Origin of the sequence: Sphingomonas rustica (genome assembly GCF_039652585.1) — a bacterium.
Lineage (GTDB): Bacteria > Pseudomonadota > Alphaproteobacteria > Sphingomonadales > Sphingomonadaceae > Sphingomonas > Sphingomonas rustica.
In genome coordinates, this window is sequence record NZ_JBDIZK010000009.1 from 180,890 (window position 1) to 199,311 (window position 18,422).

The window sequence follows — 18,422 nt, forward strand, 5'->3', positions numbered from 1 at the left end:
CCGGTTGCACGAAATGCAACTGGTGTCGGTTGCTACACGCCCAGCCAGTCGAGCGGCGGCGGCAGTCGGTCCGCCGAGTAATCGACCTGGACTACCCGCCGCCGTCGCGGCCGAACCGCCGCAGCGGAGGCGTGGACGATCGGCGTCGCGTACAGCCAGACATCCCCGCGCTCCGCCTCGCACGGTGCGACACCGCACCGCGCGACCGCAGAATCGATCTGCCCGTCGGGAAGGCGGCCCAGACGGTGCGATCCCGGTGCGACCAGCAACGGTGCATTGTCGGCGTCTACGGGATCGAGATGAATGCGGAGGGTCAGCATGCGCTCGATGACCGCGAAGGGCGGCTCGACATGCTGCAGTCCCGCCTTGAGCGACCAGGGGCCATAGCCCGGCACTTCGGCGCGTGCGGTGACGGCGATCGTCCGGTCCTGGTGCCAGCCGAGCGCCCAGTTGCCGGCATCGCTCTTGTCGAACAGGATCGCACGGACGGGGCGGGTGTCCGGGCCGAGCAGGCGCGCTGCGCAACGCCCCAAGGCATCGTGCGCCAGCAGCATCGCCAATCCCGGAACGGCGTGCAGGCGAATCCCGGCCCGGTCGCGCGGCTGACCGGCCAGTGCGACCTCCAGCGCATCAAGAAAAGGGGCGGCAGCACCCGGAAGGTGCGCCGCCCCGTGATCCTCGAGGGTCAAGATCCGCTCAGAGCTTCTCGGTGAGTTCGGGGACGATCTTGAAGAGATCGCCGACCAGGCCGACATCGGCGACCTGGAAGATGGGGGCGTCCTCGTCCTTGTTGATGGCGATGATGACCTTGGAGTCCTTCATGCCCGCCAGATGCTGGATCGCGCCGGAGATGCCGACCGCGACATAGACTTCGGGTGCCACGATCTTGCCGGTCTGGCCGACCTGATAGTCGTTGGGGACATAGCCGGCATCGACCGCGGCGCGCGAGGCGCCGACGGCGGCGCCCAGCTTGTCGGCCAGCGGCTCGATCAGCGCGTGGAACTGCTCGCCCGAGCCGAGCGCGCGGCCACCCGAGACGATGATCTTGGCGCTGGTCAGTTCCGGACGCTCCGACTTGGCGATCTCGGCCGACACGAAGCTGGACAGGCCGGCATCGCCGGTGCCCGATACGGCCTCGACGCTGGCCGATCCGCCGCTGGTCTCGGCCTTGGCGAAGGCGGTGCCGCGCACGGTGATCACCTTCTTGGCGTCGCTCGACTGGACGGTGGCGATGGCGTTGCCGGCATAGATCGGACGCGTGAAGCTGTCCGGACCCTCGACCGACAGGATGTCGGAGATCTGCATCACGTCGAGCAGCGCGGCCACGCGCGGGGCGATGTTCTTGCCGGTCGTGGTCGCCGGAAACACCGCCGCGTCGTGATCCGCCATCAGGTTGACGATCAGCGGCGCGACATTCTCGGCCAGGCCATGCGCATAGGCGGGATCGTCGGCCAGATGGACCTTGGTCACGCCGGCGATCTTTGCGGCCTCGTCGGCCACGCCCGCGGCGCCGCTGCCGGCGACCAGCAGATGGACCTCGCCCAGCTGGCCGGCGGCGGTCACCGCGGCCAGCGTCGCGTCCTTGACGGCGGCATTGTCGTGTTCGACCCAGACGAGCGTCTTCATTTCGCGACTCCCAACACCTTGAGCTTGCCGATCAGTTCGTCGACATCGGCGACCTTCACGCCCGCCTGGCGCTTGGCCGGCTCCACCACCTTCAGCGTCTTCAGGCGCGGCGCGACGTCGATTCCGTAATCGGCCACCGTCTTCTTCGCCACCGGCTTGGACTTGGCCTTCATGATGTTGGGCAAGGTCGCATAGCGCGGCTCATTGAGGCGAAGATCGGTCGTCACGATCGCCGGCGCCTTCAGGTCCACCGTCTCGAGACCGCCATCGACCTCGCGGGTCACCACGATCCGGTCCCCAGTCACCTCGACCTTGTTGGCGAAGGTGCCCTGCGGCCAGCCCAGCAGCGCCGCCAGCATCTGGCCGGTCTGGTTGCTGTCGTCGTCGATCGCCTGCTTGCCCAGGATCACCAGGCCCGGCTGCTCCTCGTCGCACACCGCCTTCAGCAGCTTCGCGACACCCAGCGGCTCGACCTCGTCCTCGCTCACGATCAGGATCGCACGATCCGCACCCATCGCGCGGGCGGTCAGCAGCACGTCGGTCTCCGCCTTCGGCACCCCGATCGTCACCACCACCACCTCGGTCGCGGCACCCTTTTCCTTCAGACGAACCGCTTCCTCGATCGCGATCTCGTCGAACGGGTTCATGCTCATCTTCACGTTCGCCAGATCGACGCCCGTCCCGTCCGCCTTCACGCGAGGCTTCACATTGTAATCAAGCACACGCTTGACCGGTACCAGTACCTTCATGCCATCCACTCCTGCTGTCCGATCCGCTTCCTCCGAACGAGGAGGAAGCGGTCAGCGCCGATGCGATGGGCGACCTTGGATCAGGCCGCCTTCTTGACCTCGGCAACGATCTTCTGCGCGGCGTCGCCCAGGTCGTTGGCGGCGACGATCGGCAGGCCCGAATTGGCGAGGATGTCCTTGCCTTCCTGGACGTTGGTGCCTTCGAGGCGGACGACCAGCGGCACCTGGATGTTCACTTCGCGCGCCGCGGCGACGATGCCCTCGGCGATGATGTCGCAGCGCATGATGCCGCCGAAGATGTTGACCAGGATGCCCTTCACCGCCGGATCGCTCAGGATGATCTTGAACGCCGCGGTGACCTTCTCCTTGCTCGCGCCGCCGCCGACGTCGAGGAAGTTGGCGGGGAACATGCCGTTCAGCTTGATGATGTCCATCGTCGCCATCGCCAGGCCGGCGCCGTTGACCATGCAGCCGATGTCGCCGTCCAGCTTGATGTACGCCAGGTCGTGCTTCGACGCCTCGAGCTCCATCGGATCCTCTTCGGTCTCGTCGCGCAGTTCCATCAGGTCCTTGTGACGGAACATCGCGTTCGAATCGAAGCCGACCTTGGCGTCGAGCACCATCAGCTTGCCGTCGTCGGTGACCGCCAGCGGGTTGATCTCGATCTGCGAGGCGTCGGTGCCGGTGAACGCGTCGTACAGCTTCGACGCGGTCGAGGCTGCCTGCTTGGCCAGGTTGCCCGACAGGCCCAGGGCATTGGCGACGGCGCGGCCATGATGCGGCTGGAAGCCGGTGGCCGGATCGACCGCGAAGGTGTGGATCTTCTCGGGCGTGTCATGCGCCACGGTCTCGATGTCCATGCCGCCTTCGGTCGACACGACGAAGGCGATGCGGCCGGTCGCGCGGTCGACGAGTGCCGCCAGGTAGAATTCCTTGTCGATGTCGACGCCGTCGGTCACGTACAGGCGGTTGACCTGCTTGCCGGCATCGCCGGTCTGGATCGTCACCAGCGTGTTGCCGAGCATCTCGGTCGCGGCGGCGCGGACCTCGTCCTCGGTCTTGGCCAGGCGGACGCCGCCCTTGGCTTCGGCCGGCAGTTCCTTGAACTTGCCCTTGCCGCGGCCGCCGGCATGGATCTGTGCCTTGACGACATAGAGCGGTCCGGGCAGCTTCTTCGAAGCCTCGACAGCTTCCTCGACGGTCAGCGCGGCATAGCCTGCGGGGACCGGGACGCCGAACTTCGCAAGCAGTTCCTTGGCCTGATATTCGTGGATGTTCATGGGGACGCGCCGCCTTTCCAGGTGCAGAAATCGGGAGGGTTTGCGCCGCCTAAAGCACAGCGCGAGAGTCGAATCCACCCCTGCCCTCTCGCGAGTGCAGCATAGCTGAGCTATATCGCATTCATGAACTGGCTTACCGGCATCTCCCTGTTCCTGCTCACCGTCGCCGTGATGGAGGGCGTCGCCTATGCGGCGCACCGCTGGATCATGCATGGTCCGGGCTGGTTCCTCCACGAAAGCCATCATCGCGAGCGGCCGGGGATGTTCGAACTGAACGACCTGTACGCGGCGATCTTCGCGGTGCCGTCCTTCGTCATGCTGCTGGGCGGGGTGCAGCTCGGCTGGTGGCCGGGCTTTACCTGGATCGGCGCCGGAATCGCTGCCTATGGCGCGATCTATTTCGGCTTTCACGACGTGATCGTGCATCGCCGCGTCCCCCACCGCTATGTCCCGCGCTCGACCTATATGAAGCGGATCATGCAGGCCCACCGGCTCCACCACGCGGTGGAGGGCAAGCATGGCACGGTCAGCTTCGGTTTCCTGTATGCGCCGCGTGCCGAGGTGCTGAAGGCACAGCTCAAGAAAAACGGCGGCGTGCGGCGCTGACCCTGCGCGCATGATCACCGACTGGACCTTCTACGCCGTGGCGGTGCCGGCGGTGGTGCTGATGGGGCTGGCCAAGGGCGGCTTCACCGGCCTGGGATCGCTGGCGCTGCCGATGCTCGCCTTCGTCATCAGCCCGGTCACCGCCGCGGCGATCCTGCTGCCGCTGCTGATCGTCCAGGATGTGGTCGGCGTCTGGGCATTCCGCCGGACGGTCGATTGGCGGCTGCTCGGCTGGATGCTGCCTGGCGCCGCCGCCGGAGTCGCGATCGGCTATGTCTTCGCCGCCAGCGTCACGCCCCAGGCGGTGATGGCGGTGGTCGGGCTCATCTCGATCCTTTTTGGCTTGTGGCGGCTCTGGCTCGAACGCCATCCCGTCCCGCACGAAACCGCGACGCTGCCCGACTGGATCGGCGCGCTGTTCGGGATCGCGTCGGGCTTCACCAGCCAGATCGCCCATGCCGGGCAGCCCCCGTTCCAGCTATGGGTGCTGCCGCGCAGGCTGAGCCCGCCGCTGCTGGTCGGCACCACCGCGATCTTCTTCGCCGCGGTCAACTGGATCAAGGTGCCGGCCTATATCGCGCTCGGCCAGTTCACCGCCGCCAACCTGATGACCGCGGCCATGCTGTTGCCGGTCGCGATCGCATCGACCTTCGCCGGCGTCTGGCTGGTGCGGCGGATCGACGCCGCGCGATTCTATACCGCCATCTACTGGCTGATGGTCGTGGTCGGTGCAGGACTGATCTGGGAAGCGACTCGCTAGGCGCGGGTCGGCGCCCTCAGTCGAACAGGCTGGAGACCGAGCTTTCGTCGGCGATGCGGCGCATTGCCTCGGCCAGCAGCGGGGCGATCGTCAGGTGACGGATCTTGTCGCTGTCGGCGATAACATTGTGGTTGCCGATCGAGTCGGTGATGACCAGCTCGGCCAGTTCCGATCCGTCGACCCGCGCCACCGCCCCGCCCGACAGCACGCCGTGCGTGCAATAGGCGACGACGTCCTCGGCACCCGCCGCCTTCAGCGCGGCGGCGGCGTTGCACAGCGTGCCGGCCGAATCGACGATGTCGTCGATCAGGATGCAGAAGCGGCCCTCGACGTCGCCGATGATGTTCATCACCTCGGATTCGCCGGCGCGCTCGCGGCGCTTGTCGACGATCGCCAGCGGCGCATTGTCGAGTCGCTTGGCCAACGCACGGGCGCGCACCACGCCGCCCACGTCGGGCGACACGACCATCAGGTTGCGGTCGCCGAAGCGCGACTTGATGTCCTCGCTCATCACCGGCGCGCCGAACAGATTGTCGGTGGGAATGTCGAAGAAGCCCTGGATCTGACCGGCGTGCAGGTCGACCGACAGGACGCGGTTGGCGCCAGCGGTGGTGATCAGGTTGGCGACCAGCTTGGCGGAGATCGGCGTGCGCGGGCCGGGCTTCCGGTCCTGGCGGGCATATCCGAAATAGGGGACGACCGCGGTGATCCGCTTGGCCGATGCGCGGCGCAGCGCGTCGACCATGATCAGCAATTCCATCAGATTGTCGTTCGCGGGATAGGCGGTCGACTGGATCACGAACACGTCCTCGCCGCGGACATTCTCGAGGATCTCGACGAAGATCTCCTCGTCGGCGAACCGGCGGACGTTCGCCTTGGTCAGCGGAATCTCGAGATAGCCTGCAATTGCCTTGGCAAGCGGCAGGTTCGAATTGCCGGACATCAGCTTCATGGGTGGTTCGGCCTTATCGTGACGGTCGCGTGACGCTCCCTTAGTGTGCGTTCCCCGTGGCGCAAGTCGGCAATGCGCCCTAATGCGCCCGAATGACGGTCATCACCCGCTTCGCGCCCAGCCCGACGGGCCGCCTCCATGTCGGCAATCTGCGCACCGCGCTTCACAACTGGATGTATGCGCAGGCGCAGGGCGGACGCTTCCTGCTGCGTATCGACGATACCGATCGCGAACGCTCCGAAGAGCGGTTCGTCGATGCGGCACGTGCCGATCTCGCCTGGATGGGACTGGTCCCCGATGGCGAGGCGCGCCAGTCGGATCGCTTCGCGCTGTACGAGGATCGGTTCGAGACGCTGAAGGCGGCGGGCCGGGTCTATCCCGCCTGGGAAACCGCGCAGGAACTCGAGCTCAAGCGCAAGGTGCTCCTCGGCCGCGGCCTGCCGCCGGTCTATGACCGCGCCGCGCTGGACCTGAGCGACGCCGATCGCGCCGCGTTCGAGGCCGAGGGGCGCTCGCCCCATTGGCGCTTCCGGCTCGACCACGACTCGGCGATCGAGTGGACCGATCTGGTGCGCGGGCCGCAGCGTTTCGACCCGTCTACGATGAGCGATCCCGTCGTGCGCCGCGCCGATGGCAGCTGGCTCTACCTGCTCCCCTCGGTGATCGACGATATCGACATGGCCATCACTCATGTGGTGCGCGGCGAGGACCATGTGTCCAATACCGCGACCCAGCTCCAGATGTTCGCCGCGCTCGGCGCCGAGCCGCCCGCCTTCGCGCATGAGGCATTGCTGACCGGCAGCGAGGGCAAATTGTCGAAGCGACTCGGATCGCTCGGCGTCGATCATTTCCGCGAGATCGGCATCGAGCCGCAGGCGCTGGTCGCGCTGCTGGCCCGGATCGGCACCAGCGACCCGGTCGAGCCGCAGGTCGATCCCGCCCCGCTGATCGCGACGTTCGACTTCGGCCGGTTCGGCCGCGCTCCGGCGCGCTTCGACGAGGCCGAACTGGCACAGCTGAACGCGCGAATCGTCCACCAGCTCGACCATGACGCGGTACGCGAGCGGCTGGCGCACGGCATGGGGGAGGCGGCGTGGAACGCGATCCGCCCCAATCTGTCGACCGTCCGCGAGGCGCAGGACTGGTGGCGGGTGGTCGAGGGACCGGTCCCGGCCGATCGCGCGCCCGAGGATGCCGACTTCCTTGCCCAGGCTGCGCAGGTCGCCGAGTCGATCGACTGGAGCGACTCGCCGTGGCAGGCGCTGACCGGCGCGCTGAAGAACGCCACGGGTCGCAAGGGCAAATCATTGTTCCTGCCGCTGCGCCGCGCGCTCACCGGTCAGGATCACGGCCCGGAAATGGCGGCCTTGCTGCCGTTGATCGGCCGCGAGCGCGCGCTGGAGCGGCTCAAAGGCTGATCCGAAATGGAGCGATGCGGATCGAAATCGCCTGTCTTTACGTTGGCTATGTTACGATGTATCATCACGACGTTCCGGCCTGAAACCGGACATCAGGAGAAGGAGGCCCTGCATGTACGCCAATCGTTCTTCGCTCCCCTTCGGCATCAACCCTGCCGGGCTGGGCGGCGCACTGGTGATCAACGGATTGATCGTTTCTGCGATGATCTTTCTGATCGCACCGAAAATCGTCCCCAGGGTCTTCGACGACGGTACGATTATCGAAGTTGAAAATACTCCGCCGCCCCCGCCGCCCGTGACTCCCCCAAAGCCGGAGAAGCGTGTCGAAACAGTCCGCGAGACGAAGATCGTCACGCCCGAGCCGCTTGTCCCACCGCCGCCGGTCGATACGAACACGACGGCCACGACATCGACGCCAACGGATCAGCCGCCGCCGATCCCGTCCGGCACGGCCGGCGGCACCTCCGACAGCGTCGTTCCACCGACCTTCGATCCGCCCGCGCCGCCGCCGCTGATCAAGGCGTCGATCGACTCGCGCTACGCCAAGGGTTTTCAACCGGATTATCCCGCGAGCGAACTGCGCGCCGAGCGTAGCGGCACCGTCTCGGTCCGGGTCCTGATCGGGACCGACGGACGGGTAAAGGCGGTCGAGCGAATCAGTGCAACCACCGACGCCTTCTTCAACGCGACCCGCAGCCATGCGCTGAGCAACTGGCGGTTCAAGCCGGCGACCCGCGGCGGCGTCGCTCAGGAAGAGTGGAAGGTCATGAACGTCCGCTTCAACATCACCGACGTCCAATAACCCGGGGGGGTGGATGCGGGGGCTGGCTCCCAAGCCCCCGCATCCCTATTTGTCCGCCGATGGGTTTCTTCCGTTCCGTATCGCCGACCGGCGCCTTCAGCGATCTCCGCACCTTTATCGGCAGTCGCAAGAAGCACGAGATCTGGCTGCTCCTTCCCGCGTTGTTGATCACGATAGGGATTCTCTGGGCCTTTTATCTCGATTCGCGAGCGACGCCGGAGTGGAAGCGGCCCGAGATCATCTGGGTGCGCGACTGGCGGCTCGACCGGTCCAAGGACGAGATCGAGGCACAGCAGCTGATCGACATGAAGATCCGCGCCGTCGCTGAGGCCGAGCTGGAAAAACGCCGCAAGGCCCGCCGCGACGAGTTCAAGAAGATCGACGACGGATTGAGAGGGATGGGGCTCTGACCCACGATCCGCGGTTCATGGCCTGTGCGCTGTCGCTGTCGCAGCGCGGTCGCGGCCGGACCGCACCCAACCCCAATGTCGGCTGCGTGATCGTTGCCGCGAATCATGTCGTCGGCCGCGGCTGGACCCAGCCGGGCGGACGCCCCCATGCCGAGGCGATGGCGTTGGCCGAGGCGAGGGGGGCGGCGCGCGGCGCCACCGCCTATGTCACGCTCGAACCCTGCGCCCATGTCTCGCCGCGCGGTCCCGCCTGCGCCGACCTGCTGGCCGAGGCGGGAATCGCCCGGCTGGTCGTCGCCCTGCGCGACCCCGATCCACGCACCGATGGCCTGGGACTGGCGCGCCTGCGCGACGCCGGGATCGAGATCGTCACGGATGTCGGCGCTGCCGAGGCGCGGGAGGCGATGGGCGGCTTCCTCACCCGCCGGCGACTCGGCCGCCCCTTCGTCACGCTCAAGCTCGCGACCTCGCTCGACGGCCGCATCGCCCGCCCCGATGGCGAAAGCCGCTGGATCACCGGGCCCGAATCGCGCGCCCATGCCCATCTCGAACGCGCGCGGCACGAGGCGATCCTGGTCGGGCGCGGGACTTTCGCCGCCGACCAGCCGCGACTCGATGTCCGGCTGGCGGGCCTGGAGGATCGCGCACCGCGCCGGATCCTGTTGACCCGCGGCGAGGCCGCGCCCGGATGGGAACGGATCGCCGATCCGACCGAAATCGCCGGCCTCGACGGCGTCGATCACCTGCTGGTCGAAGGCGGCGCCGAAACCGCTTCGTCCTTCCTGCGGGCCGGGCTGGTCGACCGGCTGCTGCTGTACCGCGCGCCGATCCTGATCGGGTCGGGCAAGGCGGCGCTGGGCGATATCGGACTTGGTCGCCTGGCGGATGCCCATGGCCGCTGGCGCCTTGCGGAGTCGCGGCAGCTTGGCAGCGACCGGCTTGAGGTCTACCGGGCTGGCTGAGATGTTTACCGGAATCGTCACAGATATCGGCACGATCGACACCGTCCGCGCACAGGGCGACCTGCGCGTGCGCGTCTCGACCGTGTACGACACCGCCACCATCGACCTGGGCGCCTCAATCGCCTGTTCGGGGGTCTGCCTCACCGTCGTCGACAAGGGAGCCGGCTGGGTCGCGTTCGACGTGTCGGGCGAAACCGTGTCGCGCACCGCCCGCGACATGTGGTCCGACGGCCGCCGCCTCAATCTCGAACGCGCGCTGCGCCTCGGCGACGAACTGGGCGGGCATATCGTCACCGGTCATGTCGACGGCATCGGCACCGTGGCCAGCGTGACCGTCGAGGGCGGATCGCACCATGTCGTGATCGCGGCCGGGCACGAGATGGCGCCCTATGTCGCGCCCAAGGGATCGATCACCGTCGACGGGGTCTCGCTGACGGTCAACGCGGTCGAGGACACGCCCGAGGGCGTCCGTTTCCACCTCAACATCATTCCGCACACCGCGGACGTGACCACCTTCAACACGATCGCGCCGGGGCAGCAGGTCAATCTCGAGATCGACGTGCTCGCCCGCTATCTGCAGCGCATGGAGTCCCTTCGTGGCAAAAGCTGAACTCGCCCGCCTCAAGCATGCCTTCCTCTCCTCGCCCGAGGAGATCATCGACGAGGCGCGCAACGGCCGGATGTTCATCCTGGTCGATGACGAGGATCGCGAGAATGAGGGCGATCTGGTCATCCCGGCACAGATGGCCACGCCCGATGCGATCAACTTCATGGCAAAATATGGCCGCGGCCTGATCTGCCTGGCGATGACGAAGGAACGGGTGGAGACGCTCGGCCTCGAACTGATGAGCCGCGCCAACGGCACGCGTCACGAAACCGCCTTCACCGTGTCGATCGAGGCGCGCGAGGGCGTGACCACCGGCATTTCGGCGGCCGACCGCGCCCGCACCATCTCGGTCGCGATCGACGCGTCGAAGGACAAGAGCGACATCGTCACCCCGGGCCATGTCTTCCCGCTGGTCGCGCGCGATGGCGGCGTGCTGGTGCGCGCGGGCCATACCGAGGCGGCGGTCGACGTCTCGCGGCTGGCCGGGCTGAATCCTGCGGGCGTGATCTGCGAGATCATGAACGAGGATGGGACGATGGCGCGGATGGACGACCTCGTCACCTTCGCCCAGTATCACAACCTCAAGATCGGCACGATCCGCGACCTGATCGCCTATCGCCGCCGGCACGACCATCTCGTCGAGCGCCGCGCCGAATCGCGTTTCGTCAGCCAGTGGGGCGGCGAGTGGACCGCGATCGCCTTCTGGAACCGCGCCACGCAGACCGACCAGATGGTGTTGCTCAAGGGCAAGATCGATCCGACCAAGCCGACCTTGGTGCGCATGCACGCGGTGTCGCCCCTGCCCGACCTGTTCGGCGAGGCGAGCGACCGCCGCGACGTGCTCCAGCGCTCGATGGAGATCATCGGCGAGGAGGGCGCGGGCGTGATCGTCGCCATCAACCGCCGGCGCAACGACGCCTTCACCCTGGCGCTCGAAGCGCGCGAGGGCGTGCGCAAGCCCGACATGGAGGAACTGCGCGACTATGGCGTCGGCGCGATGATCCTCAGCGACCTGGGCGTGCAGGACATGATCCTGCTCACCAACACCCATCACACGCTGGTCGGCCTCGACGGCTATGGTCTGTCGATCGTCGGCGAGCGCAGCCTCGATACCGGAGAAGACTGACTTGGCTCGCGTCCTTATCGTCGAAGCGCGTTTCTATGCGCACCTGAACGACCTGCTGCTAGAGGGCGCCCGCGCCGCGATCGAGGCGGAAGGCCATAGCCACGAGACGATCACCGTCCCCGGCGCGTTGGAGATACCGGGTGCGGTGGCGATGGCGGCGGAAAGCGGCCGCTATGACGCCTATGTCGCGCTGGGCGTCGTGATCCGCGGCGAGACCTATCATTTCGAAGTCGTCTCGAACGAAAGCGCGCGCGGGCTGATGGCGCTGGCGATGGACTCGCTGCCGATCGGCAACGGCATCCTGACGGTCGAGAACGAGGCGCAGGCGCTGACCCGCGCCCGCCCGGACGAGAAGGACAAGGGCGGCGAAGCGGCCAAGGCCGCGCTCGCCATGCTCGCGCTGCGGAACCGATTCGGCTGAGCTGACCGATGGACATGCCCCCCACCCGATATCGTGTCGTGGAAAAGGGGCGCCGGCTGATCGTCATCGATCGGCTGCGCGGCGAGCGGGTCGAGTCGCGGATCGTCGATTCGCTGGAGCGACGCAGTCCTCGCCGGGTCGAGACCCGGGACCGGCCGGCGCCCGCTCCGGCTCCGACGAGGGCGCGCCGGGCCGAGTCGCGCCGGTCCACCGGCTCGGGGGCTGAAACCGCATCGGGGATGGTCCTGTCGACCCAGCGCTGGTTCGATGATCGCGGGCCCCGCCGGATCCGCGTCGACAGCGACGGCGAAGGCAAGCTCGCCATCGCCGCCGTCGGGGCCGCATTGGTGGCCGTCCTGATCATCGTCCTGCTGATCGCCACCGGCTGGATCGTGCTGCCGATCCTTGTCTTCGTCGCCTTCCAGTCCGGTCCGCGCAAGGCGCTGAGGTCCCGCATCACCGACTGGCTGACCGGACTGGGCGAGGAACTCGACTAGATCGCTGCGGCTTCCAGCGCCGGATAGTCGATATAGCCTTCGGCGCCGCGGCCATAGAAGGTCGACGGGTTCGGGTCGTTGAGCGGGGCGTCGCGGCGCAGCCGTTCGACCAGGTCGGGATTGGAGATGAAGGTGCGGCCGAACGCGATCGCATCCGCCAGGCCCGCGGCCAGGTCACCCTCGGCACTGGCCAGTCGGTAATCCTGGTTCAGCACCAGCGGCCGCTTGAACACCTTGCGGATCTCCGGGGACAGCGGCGGCACGCTGCTGGTGGCGAAGGTCGAGTCGGGCTTGGATTCACGCAGTTCCAGGAAGGCGATTCCCTGCGAATCGAGCCACTGTGCGGCGGGCACGAACACGCTGGCGGGATCGCTGTCGTCGGCGCCCTGCACCGCGCCATTGGGCGACAGCCGCACCGCGACGCGGTCGGCACCTGCCTCGTCGATCAGGCGGCCGGTCGCCTCGCGCAGCAATCGCGCGCGATTCTCCGGGCTGCCGCCATAGTCGTCGTCGCGGAAGTTCGAATTGTCGCGCAGGAACTGGTCGATCAGATAGCCATTGGCGGCGTGCAACTGGACCCCGTCGAACCCGGCGCGCAGCGCATTGCGCGTGGCGGTTCCATAATCGTCGAGCACGCGGGCGATATCGTCGGTCGTCGCGGCGCGCGCCTCGCCATAGGGACGCTTGCCGTCACCCGAGTCATAGGTGCGCACCGTGCCCGGCGCGGTCGTCGCCGAGGACGACAGCGGCGCGGCACCGCCCAGGAAGTCGGGATGGACCAGCCGCCCCATATGCCACAGCTGTGCGACGATCCGGCCGCCGGCCTTGTGGACGGCGTCGAGCACCGGCTTCCATCCCTCGACCTGATCCTCGGTCCACAGGCCGGGCGCATAGGCCCAGCCCAGCCCCTCGCGGCTGATGCCGGTCGCCTCGGAGATGATCAGTCCGGCGGTCGCGCGCTGGACATAATAGTCGGCCATGATCGGGGTCGGCACATGGTCCTGCGTCGCGCGGCCGCGGGTCAGCGGCGCCATCAGCACGCGGTTCGGCGCGGCGATCGCGCCAAGCTGGATCGGATCGAACAGTCGCGACATTCGGGTTGGTCTCCGTCGGGGATGGTATCGGCAAAATAGGGCGCTACAGGGCATCATGCACCGGAACGGGTCCCAAACAAAAACTGATGTCGGGCAAAGCGCGAGTGCGTTGCCGCTTATCGCATGCCTGATCGGCAATGTGACGCTGGCGTTCGGCCCGTGGTTCGTGCGGCTGACCGATGTCGGACCGGTCGCGGCGGGCTTCTGGCGGATCGCACTGGCGGTGCCGTTCCTGCTGGCGCTCAGCTATATCGGGACCCGCCGGCCGTTCGCCGCGGCCAGAGGGCTCTGGCTGGTCCTGCTGCTGAGCGGGGTCGCCTTCGCCGCGGATCTGGCCAGCTGGCATCTCGGAATCCTGCGCACCACCCTGGCCAATGCCACCCTGTTCGGCAATTCGGCGACGCTGATGTTCCCGATCTACGGCTTCCTGATCGCCCGCGCCTGGCCGACCCGGTCGCAGGGGACGGCTTTGGTCCTGGCGGCAATCGGCGCGGCGCTTCTGCTCGGCCGGTCCTACCAGCTGTCGCACGAGAATCTGGTCGGCGACCTGCTCTGCCTGCTCGCGGGGACGCTCTACACCGTCTATTTCATCATGATGACGCGGGCGCGGGCGGTGATGGCGCCACTGCCGGCGCTCGCCATGTCCAGCGTGGCCAGCATGGTGCCGCTGCTGCTGTTCGCCATCGCGCTTGGCGAGCGGGTCGTGCCGGACAATTGGGGGATCCTGCTTGGCCTTGCGCTGGCCAGCCAGGTCGTGGGGCAGGGGCTGATGATCTACGCGATCGGCCATTTGTCGCCTTTGGTGGTCGGCATCGCCCTGCTCAGCCAGCCAATCGTCGCGGGCGTGGTCGGCTGGCTGGCCTATGACGAGCGGCTGGGCTGGCCCGACCTGCTCGGCGCGCTGCTGGTCGCCATCGCGCTGGTGCTGGTCCGTCGCGGACCGGTTGCGTCCGCGGCGCAAGCCACTAAGTCGGAAGCCGAAGGAACGGTGTGATGACCCTGCCCCAGGACCCGACGCTCGACGAAATCCGCCTCGCGCTGGCGCCGTACGTGGCCGCCAACGCCGCGTTCGACGGCTGGAGCGCGCGCGCCGTGGACGCGGCCGCCGCCGCGCTGGGGCTCGATCCGGCCATCGCGCAGATCGCCTATCCCGGCGGCCCGATCGAGATGATCGACAGCTGGTTCGCCTCGATCGATGCCGAGATGCTCGACCGCCTCCCGCCCGAACGGCTGGCGACGATGAAGATCCGCGATCGCATCGCCGGGCTGGTCGAGACGCGGCTGGAGATCGTCGCGCCGAACCGCGAAGCGCTGAACCGCGCGCTGTCGATCCTCGCCATGCCGCAAAATGCGCCGCGCGCCGCCCGGCTCGGCTGGCGCTCGGCGGACGTCATGTGGCGCGCCGCCGGGGACACCGCGACCGACTATAATCATTATACCAAGCGCGGCATTCTCGCCGGCGTCTATGCCGCGACGATCACCGTCTTCCTCCACGACGAAAGCGACAACTGGACCGAGACCCGCGCCTTCCTCGCGCGGCGGATCGAGGGGATCATGCGCTTCGAGAAGGCGAAGGCGAAGCTGCTCGGCCGCGACACCCATCGGCTGAGCCTCAGCCGGTTCGTCGGGCGGCTGCGCTATCCCGCGGTGTGATTGGGCTGGCGCGAGCGGTCGGTTATTGATAACGACTCGCAATCATGAGTGTGTCCGAGCCGTCCACCCTGCTGGCATCGCTTCCGCGAGCCACCAGCGCCTCCGTAACCGCGATCGACTGGCATTTGTTGAGCGACAACGAAGCGCGGCGGCTGCGCGAATTCGGTCTCGATGACGGGGTCGAGGTTGAGCTGCTCCAGCCTTCCGGCCTGTTGCGCGGGCCGTTGTCGGTGCGGATCGGGCGGATGACGATCGCGATTCGCCATCATGTCGCCGGTGCGATCCATGTCACCGCGAAACCGCGGCCGGCAAAGGCAGCGGCATGAACGTCGCACCGCTGGTCGCGCTGGTCGGCAATCCCAATGCCGGCAAGAGCGCGCTGTTCAACGCCCTGACCGGTGCCCGGCAGAAGGTCGGCAATTATCCCGGCGTGACCGTCGAGCGTCATTCGGGCCGGATGGCGCTGAACGACGGGCGCCCGGTCGAACTGGTCGATCTCCCCGGCACCTACAGCCTGGATCCGTCGAGCCCCGACGAACAGGTGACCCGCGACGTCGTGCTGGGCCGGCAGGAGGGCGAACGGCTTCCCGACGCGCTCGTAGTGGTTGCAGATGCAAGTAATCTCGACAACCATCTGCGCTTCGTCCTGCAGCTTCGCGCCCTGGGACGGCCGATGGTCGTGGCGCTCAACATGGTCGACATGGCCGAACGCGACGGGCTGAAGATCGACACCGAAGCCCTGTCGCGCGAGCTGGGCGTCGCCGTCGTCGCCACAGTGGCGGTGCGCAAGCGCGGCATCGACGGGCTGAAGGACGCGCTTGGCACGCTGCTGGCCGGCCAGTCGCCCAAGGCGCCGACGGTGCTCGATGCCGACATTACCCATTTCCAGCGCGAGGCGCGGCGCATCGCCGGCGTCGCGATCGTCGAGCAACCGCGCAGCCGCGCGGTCACGCGCGGCGTCGACCGGCTCGTGCTGCACCCGGTGGCGGGGCCGATCATCCTGCTGACGATCCTGTTCGTGATGTTCCAGGCGGTGTTCAGCTGGTCGGAAGCGCCGATCGGCTGGATCGAGGGGTTGCAGGGCTGGCTGGCCGAGGCCGCGGTCGCGAACCTGCCCGACACTTTCCTGCGCAGCCTGCTGGTCGAGGGGATCATCAACGGCGTCGGATCGGTGGTGGTGTTCCTGCCCCAGATCGTGATCCTTTTCCTGTTCATCCTGATCCTCGAGGCATCGGGCTATATGGTCCGCGCGGCGTTCCTGATGGACCGACTGATGGCGGGCGTCGGCCTGTCGGGCCGCGCGTTCATTCCGCTGCTGTCGTCCTTCGCCTGCGCGATTCCGGGGATCATGGCGACGCGGTCGATCGACGATCCGCGCGAGCGGCTGACGACGATCCTGATCGCGCCGCTGATGACCTGTTCGGCGCGGCTGCCGGTCTATGCCGTGATCATCGGGGCCTTCATTCCCGCGCGGACCGTCGGTCCCGGCATCGGCCTTCAAGGGCTGGTGCTGCTGGTCCTGTATCTTGCCGGCATCGTTGGCGCGGTCCTGGCCGCGCTGGTGCTGCGCCGCACCGCCACGCGCGGCACGGGCGGCGGATTCATGATGGAGATGCCGCGCTATCAACTGCCGTCGGTCCGCGACGTGCTGATCGGCCTGTGGCAGCGCGCCTATGTCTTCCTGCGCCGCGCGGGCACGATCATCATGGGCGTGACCGTCGCCCTGTGGGTGCTGACCTCCTACCCGGTCGCACCCGAGGGCCAGAAGCAGAGCGAATATTCGGTCGCCGGCCGGATCGCGTCGGGGTTGGAAGTCGTGCTGCGCCCGATCGGCTTCAATCACGAGATGAGCCTGGCGGTCATCCCCGCGATGGCGGCGCGCGAGGTCGCGGTGTCGGCGCTGCAGACGGTCTATTCGATCGACGCCGAGGATGAGGAGCAGGGCGCGCAGGAGCTTGGCAATCGCCTGGCGGGTCGCTGGTCGCTGCCGACCGCCCTGGCATTCCTCGCCTGGTTCGTGTTCGCGCCGCAATGCCTGTCGACGATCGCGGTGGCGCGGCGAGAGACCAATGGCTGGAAATGGCCCGCGGTGATGATCACCTATCTGTTCGCGCTCGCCTATATCGCCGCGGGCGCGACCTTCTGGACCGCGACCGCGCTGGGGCTCTAGTCGCGCTTGGACTCGTCGAGCAGCTTCTCGGCGCGCGCGCGTTCGGCCGCATCGGCCTGCTTCTCGGCCTTGGTCCGGCCGAAGCGAAGGCGGTTTTCCTCAGCTTTTATCGCCGAAGCCGCGCGGGCGCGCTGTTTCCGGGCCCGGTTGATATTGATGATCTCGGCCATCGAGTGTACCCCGTTCGTTCGCGGCGCATCTTGCGCAGGGGAAAGTGCGCGCGCGCTTCTCCCGATATCGATTTTCAGACGGAGTTTCCATGGCGGGCAGCGTCAACAAGGTGATCCTGGTCGGCAATCTGGGGCGTGACCCCGAAAGCCGCAGCTTTCAGAACGGTGGCAAGGTCGTGAACCTGCGCATCGCGACCTCCGAAAGCTGGAAGGACCGCAACAGCGGCGAGCGCAAGGAAAAGACCGAGTGGCACTCGGTCGCGATCTTCTCCGAAGGCCTTGCCAATGTCGCCGAGCGCTATCTGCGCAAGGGCAGCAAGGTCTATCTCGAAGGCCAGCTCCAGACCCGCAAGTGGCAGGACCAGACCGGCAACGATCGCTATTCGACCGAGATCGTGCTGCAGGGCTTCGATGCCAAGCTGGTGATGCTCGACGGTCCCGGCGGCGGCCAGGGTGGCGGCGCCGGTGCGGGCGGCAGCCGTGGCGGTGACGATTGGGGCGGCGGCGACGACTTTGCCGGCCAGTCCTCGGGCCGCGGCGGCGGCACCTTCAACAGTGGCGGCGGGTCGCGCGGCGGCTTCGGCGGCGGTTCCGGCGGTTCCGGCGCTGGCGAGTCGGGTGGCGGCAGCCGCGGCGGCTTCCCCGACGATCTCGACGACGACGTCCCGTTCTGATCGGAGCGGGCAGGGTGTCGCTTCGACCGGCGATTTCGGCTGCGCTGCTGCTCGCGCTTGGCGCCTGCGGCAGCGACAAGCCGGTCGACGGGGCGAACCTGTCGATCGCCAACGCCAATCTCGACGTGACCACCGGCGACGCGGCGTGCAGCCAGCGTCCGCCGCATGCGCCGGTCTATGCCGATGCGAGCTATGTCACCTGCGCCGCAGGGGCGATCAGCGCCACCAGCAAGGTCAGCGGCACCGTCGTCTATGAAACCGCAGCCGCGCCCGCCGCGGTGCTGGCATGGTCCAAGGCAGAGGCGATCAAGGCCGGCCTGACCGAGCAATTGTCGAGCGCGGACATGATCTCCGCCACCGAGGGCGACCGGACCGTGATGGTCATGGCGCAGCCCCGCGGCTCGGGCAGCATGGTCACGGTCAACTGGGGTCGGGCGCCCTAGGC

The 18,422-nt window shown here is 67.6% G+C and carries 23 protein-coding genes; 16 read left to right on the plus strand and 7 right to left on the minus strand.

Annotation, left to right across the window (positions count from 1 at the left end):
- Positions 1–32 precede the first annotated feature (32 nt).
- The 4 genes from TPR58_RS15770 to sucC all read right to left on the minus strand — a co-directional run bounded on the left by TPR58_RS15770 (position 33) and on the right by sucC (position 3,655).
- A complete protein-coding gene (locus TPR58_RS15770; protein WP_346247661.1) occupies positions 33–689 on the minus strand; it encodes a phytanoyl-CoA dioxygenase family protein in 657 nt (218 codons plus the stop codon).
- A gap of 7 nt (positions 690–696) precedes the next feature.
- A complete protein-coding gene (locus tag TPR58_RS15775; RefSeq protein ID WP_346247662.1) occupies positions 697–1,626 on the minus strand; it encodes an electron transfer flavoprotein subunit alpha/FixB family protein in 930 nt (309 codons plus the stop codon).
- Positions 1,623–2,375, minus strand: a complete 753-nt coding sequence (locus tag TPR58_RS15780) for an electron transfer flavoprotein subunit beta/FixA family protein (RefSeq protein ID WP_346247663.1) — start codon at positions 2,373–2,375, stop codon at positions 1,623–1,625. Before TPR58_RS15780 ends, TPR58_RS15775 begins: the two co-directional genes overlap by 4 nt.
- An 80-nt stretch (positions 2,376–2,455) precedes the next feature.
- The gene (gene sucC, locus TPR58_RS15785) at positions 2,456–3,655 is read right to left on the minus strand and encodes an ADP-forming succinate--CoA ligase subunit beta (RefSeq protein WP_346247664.1); all 1,200 of its coding nucleotides are present in this window, start codon (positions 3,653–3,655) and stop codon (positions 2,456–2,458) included.
- A 123-nt stretch (positions 3,656–3,778) separates the two neighbouring features.
- On the opposite strand from sucC, the gene TPR58_RS15790 reads away from it, so the two are divergent.
- Positions 3,779–4,261, plus strand: coding sequence for a sterol desaturase family protein (locus TPR58_RS15790; RefSeq protein WP_346247665.1), 483 nt, complete (start codon positions 3,779–3,781; stop codon positions 4,259–4,261).
- A gap of 10 nt (positions 4,262–4,271) precedes the next feature.
- The gene (locus tag TPR58_RS15795) at positions 4,272–5,021 is read left to right on the plus strand and encodes a sulfite exporter TauE/SafE family protein (RefSeq protein WP_346247666.1); all 750 of its coding nucleotides are present in this window, start codon (positions 4,272–4,274) and stop codon (positions 5,019–5,021) included.
- A gap of 16 nt (positions 5,022–5,037) precedes the next feature.
- Here the strand turns inward: TPR58_RS15795 and TPR58_RS15800 are convergent, their stop codons facing one another.
- Positions 5,038–5,973, minus strand: coding sequence for a ribose-phosphate pyrophosphokinase (locus TPR58_RS15800; RefSeq protein ID WP_346247667.1), 936 nt, complete (start codon positions 5,971–5,973; stop codon positions 5,038–5,040).
- Positions 5,974–6,065: 92 nt separating this feature from the next.
- On the opposite strand from TPR58_RS15800, the gene gltX reads away from it, so the two are divergent.
- The 8 genes from gltX to TPR58_RS15840 all read left to right on the plus strand — a co-directional run bounded on the left by gltX (position 6,066) and on the right by TPR58_RS15840 (position 12,216).
- Entirely contained in the window at positions 6,066–7,391 is a 1,326-nt protein-coding gene (gltX, locus tag TPR58_RS15805; protein ID WP_346247668.1) for a glutamate--tRNA ligase, read from the plus strand.
- 175 nt (positions 7,392–7,566) lie between these two features.
- On the plus strand, positions 7,567–8,193 hold the full coding sequence (locus TPR58_RS15810) for an energy transducer TonB (RefSeq protein ID WP_346247669.1): 627 nt from the start codon (positions 7,567–7,569) through the stop codon (positions 8,191–8,193).
- A gap of 59 nt (positions 8,194–8,252) precedes the next feature.
- The gene (locus TPR58_RS15815) at positions 8,253–8,603 is read left to right on the plus strand and encodes a hypothetical protein (RefSeq protein ID WP_346247670.1); all 351 of its coding nucleotides are present in this window, start codon (positions 8,253–8,255) and stop codon (positions 8,601–8,603) included.
- A 17-nt stretch (positions 8,604–8,620) separates the two neighbouring features.
- Positions 8,621–9,565, plus strand: a complete 945-nt coding sequence (ribD, locus tag TPR58_RS15820) for a bifunctional diaminohydroxyphosphoribosylaminopyrimidine deaminase/5-amino-6-(5-phosphoribosylamino)uracil reductase RibD (protein ID WP_428835726.1) — start codon at positions 8,621–8,623, stop codon at positions 9,563–9,565.
- Position 9,566: 1 nt separating this feature from the next.
- Positions 9,567–10,175: a riboflavin synthase gene (locus tag TPR58_RS15825; RefSeq protein ID WP_346247671.1), complete on the plus strand. Its 609-nt coding sequence runs from the start codon at positions 9,567–9,569 to the stop codon at positions 10,173–10,175.
- The gene (ribB, locus tag TPR58_RS15830; RefSeq protein WP_346247672.1) at positions 10,162–11,298 is read left to right on the plus strand and encodes a 3,4-dihydroxy-2-butanone-4-phosphate synthase; all 1,137 of its coding nucleotides are present in this window, start codon (positions 10,162–10,164) and stop codon (positions 11,296–11,298) included. Before TPR58_RS15825 ends, ribB begins: the two co-directional genes overlap by 14 nt.
- 1 nt (position 11,299) lies before the next feature.
- Positions 11,300–11,719: a 6,7-dimethyl-8-ribityllumazine synthase gene (gene ribH / locus TPR58_RS15835; protein ID WP_346247674.1), complete on the plus strand. Its 420-nt coding sequence runs from the start codon at positions 11,300–11,302 to the stop codon at positions 11,717–11,719.
- A gap of 8 nt (positions 11,720–11,727) precedes the next feature.
- Positions 11,728–12,216, plus strand: a complete 489-nt coding sequence (locus TPR58_RS15840; RefSeq protein ID WP_346247675.1) for a hypothetical protein — start codon at positions 11,728–11,730, stop codon at positions 12,214–12,216.
- Here the strand turns inward: TPR58_RS15840 and TPR58_RS15845 are convergent.
- Positions 12,213–13,310 carry an alkene reductase gene (locus TPR58_RS15845; RefSeq protein ID WP_346247676.1) on the minus strand — a complete coding sequence of 366 codons (1,098 nt, stop codon included), beginning with the start codon at positions 13,308–13,310 and terminating at the stop codon, positions 12,213–12,215. The two genes, TPR58_RS15840 and TPR58_RS15845, sit on opposite strands and share 4 nt — an antisense overlap.
- A gap of 55 nt (positions 13,311–13,365) precedes the next feature.
- Here TPR58_RS15845 and TPR58_RS15850 point away from each other — a divergent pair, with 55 nt between their 5' ends.
- The 4 genes from TPR58_RS15850 to feoB are packed head-to-tail and all read left to right on the plus strand — an operon-like array spanning position 13,366 to position 17,133.
- Positions 13,366–14,304 (plus strand): DMT family transporter, encoded by a 939-nt coding sequence (locus TPR58_RS15850; RefSeq protein WP_346247677.1) that lies wholly within the window; start codon positions 13,366–13,368, stop codon positions 14,302–14,304.
- Positions 14,304–14,963 carry a COQ9 family protein gene (locus TPR58_RS15855; RefSeq protein ID WP_346247678.1) on the plus strand — a complete coding sequence of 220 codons (660 nt, stop codon included), beginning with the start codon at positions 14,304–14,306 and terminating at the stop codon, positions 14,961–14,963. The genes TPR58_RS15850 and TPR58_RS15855 overlap by 1 nt, the downstream gene beginning before the upstream one ends.
- 44 nt (positions 14,964–15,007) lie before the next feature.
- Positions 15,008–15,289 (plus strand): FeoA family protein, encoded by a 282-nt coding sequence (locus tag TPR58_RS15860; protein WP_346247679.1) that lies wholly within the window; start codon positions 15,008–15,010, stop codon positions 15,287–15,289.
- Positions 15,286–17,133, plus strand: a complete 1,848-nt coding sequence (feoB, locus tag TPR58_RS15865) for a ferrous iron transporter B (protein ID WP_346247680.1) — start codon at positions 15,286–15,288, stop codon at positions 17,131–17,133. The genes TPR58_RS15860 and feoB overlap by 4 nt, the downstream gene beginning before the upstream one ends.
- Here the strand turns inward: feoB and TPR58_RS15870 are convergent.
- On the minus strand, positions 17,130–17,303 hold the full coding sequence (locus TPR58_RS15870) for a DUF4169 family protein (protein ID WP_346247682.1): 174 nt from the start codon (positions 17,301–17,303) through the stop codon (positions 17,130–17,132). The genes feoB and TPR58_RS15870 overlap by 4 nt on opposite strands.
- Positions 17,304–17,392: 89 nt before the next feature.
- Here TPR58_RS15870 and ssb point away from each other — a divergent pair, with 89 nt between their 5' ends.
- Positions 17,393–17,977, plus strand: a complete 585-nt coding sequence (gene ssb / locus TPR58_RS15875; protein WP_346247683.1) for a single-stranded DNA-binding protein — start codon at positions 17,393–17,395, stop codon at positions 17,975–17,977.
- A gap of 14 nt (positions 17,978–17,991) precedes the next feature.
- Positions 17,992–18,420 (plus strand): hypothetical protein, encoded by a 429-nt coding sequence (locus TPR58_RS15880; RefSeq protein ID WP_346247684.1) that lies wholly within the window; start codon positions 17,992–17,994, stop codon positions 18,418–18,420.
- Positions 18,421–18,422 lie beyond the last annotated feature (2 nt).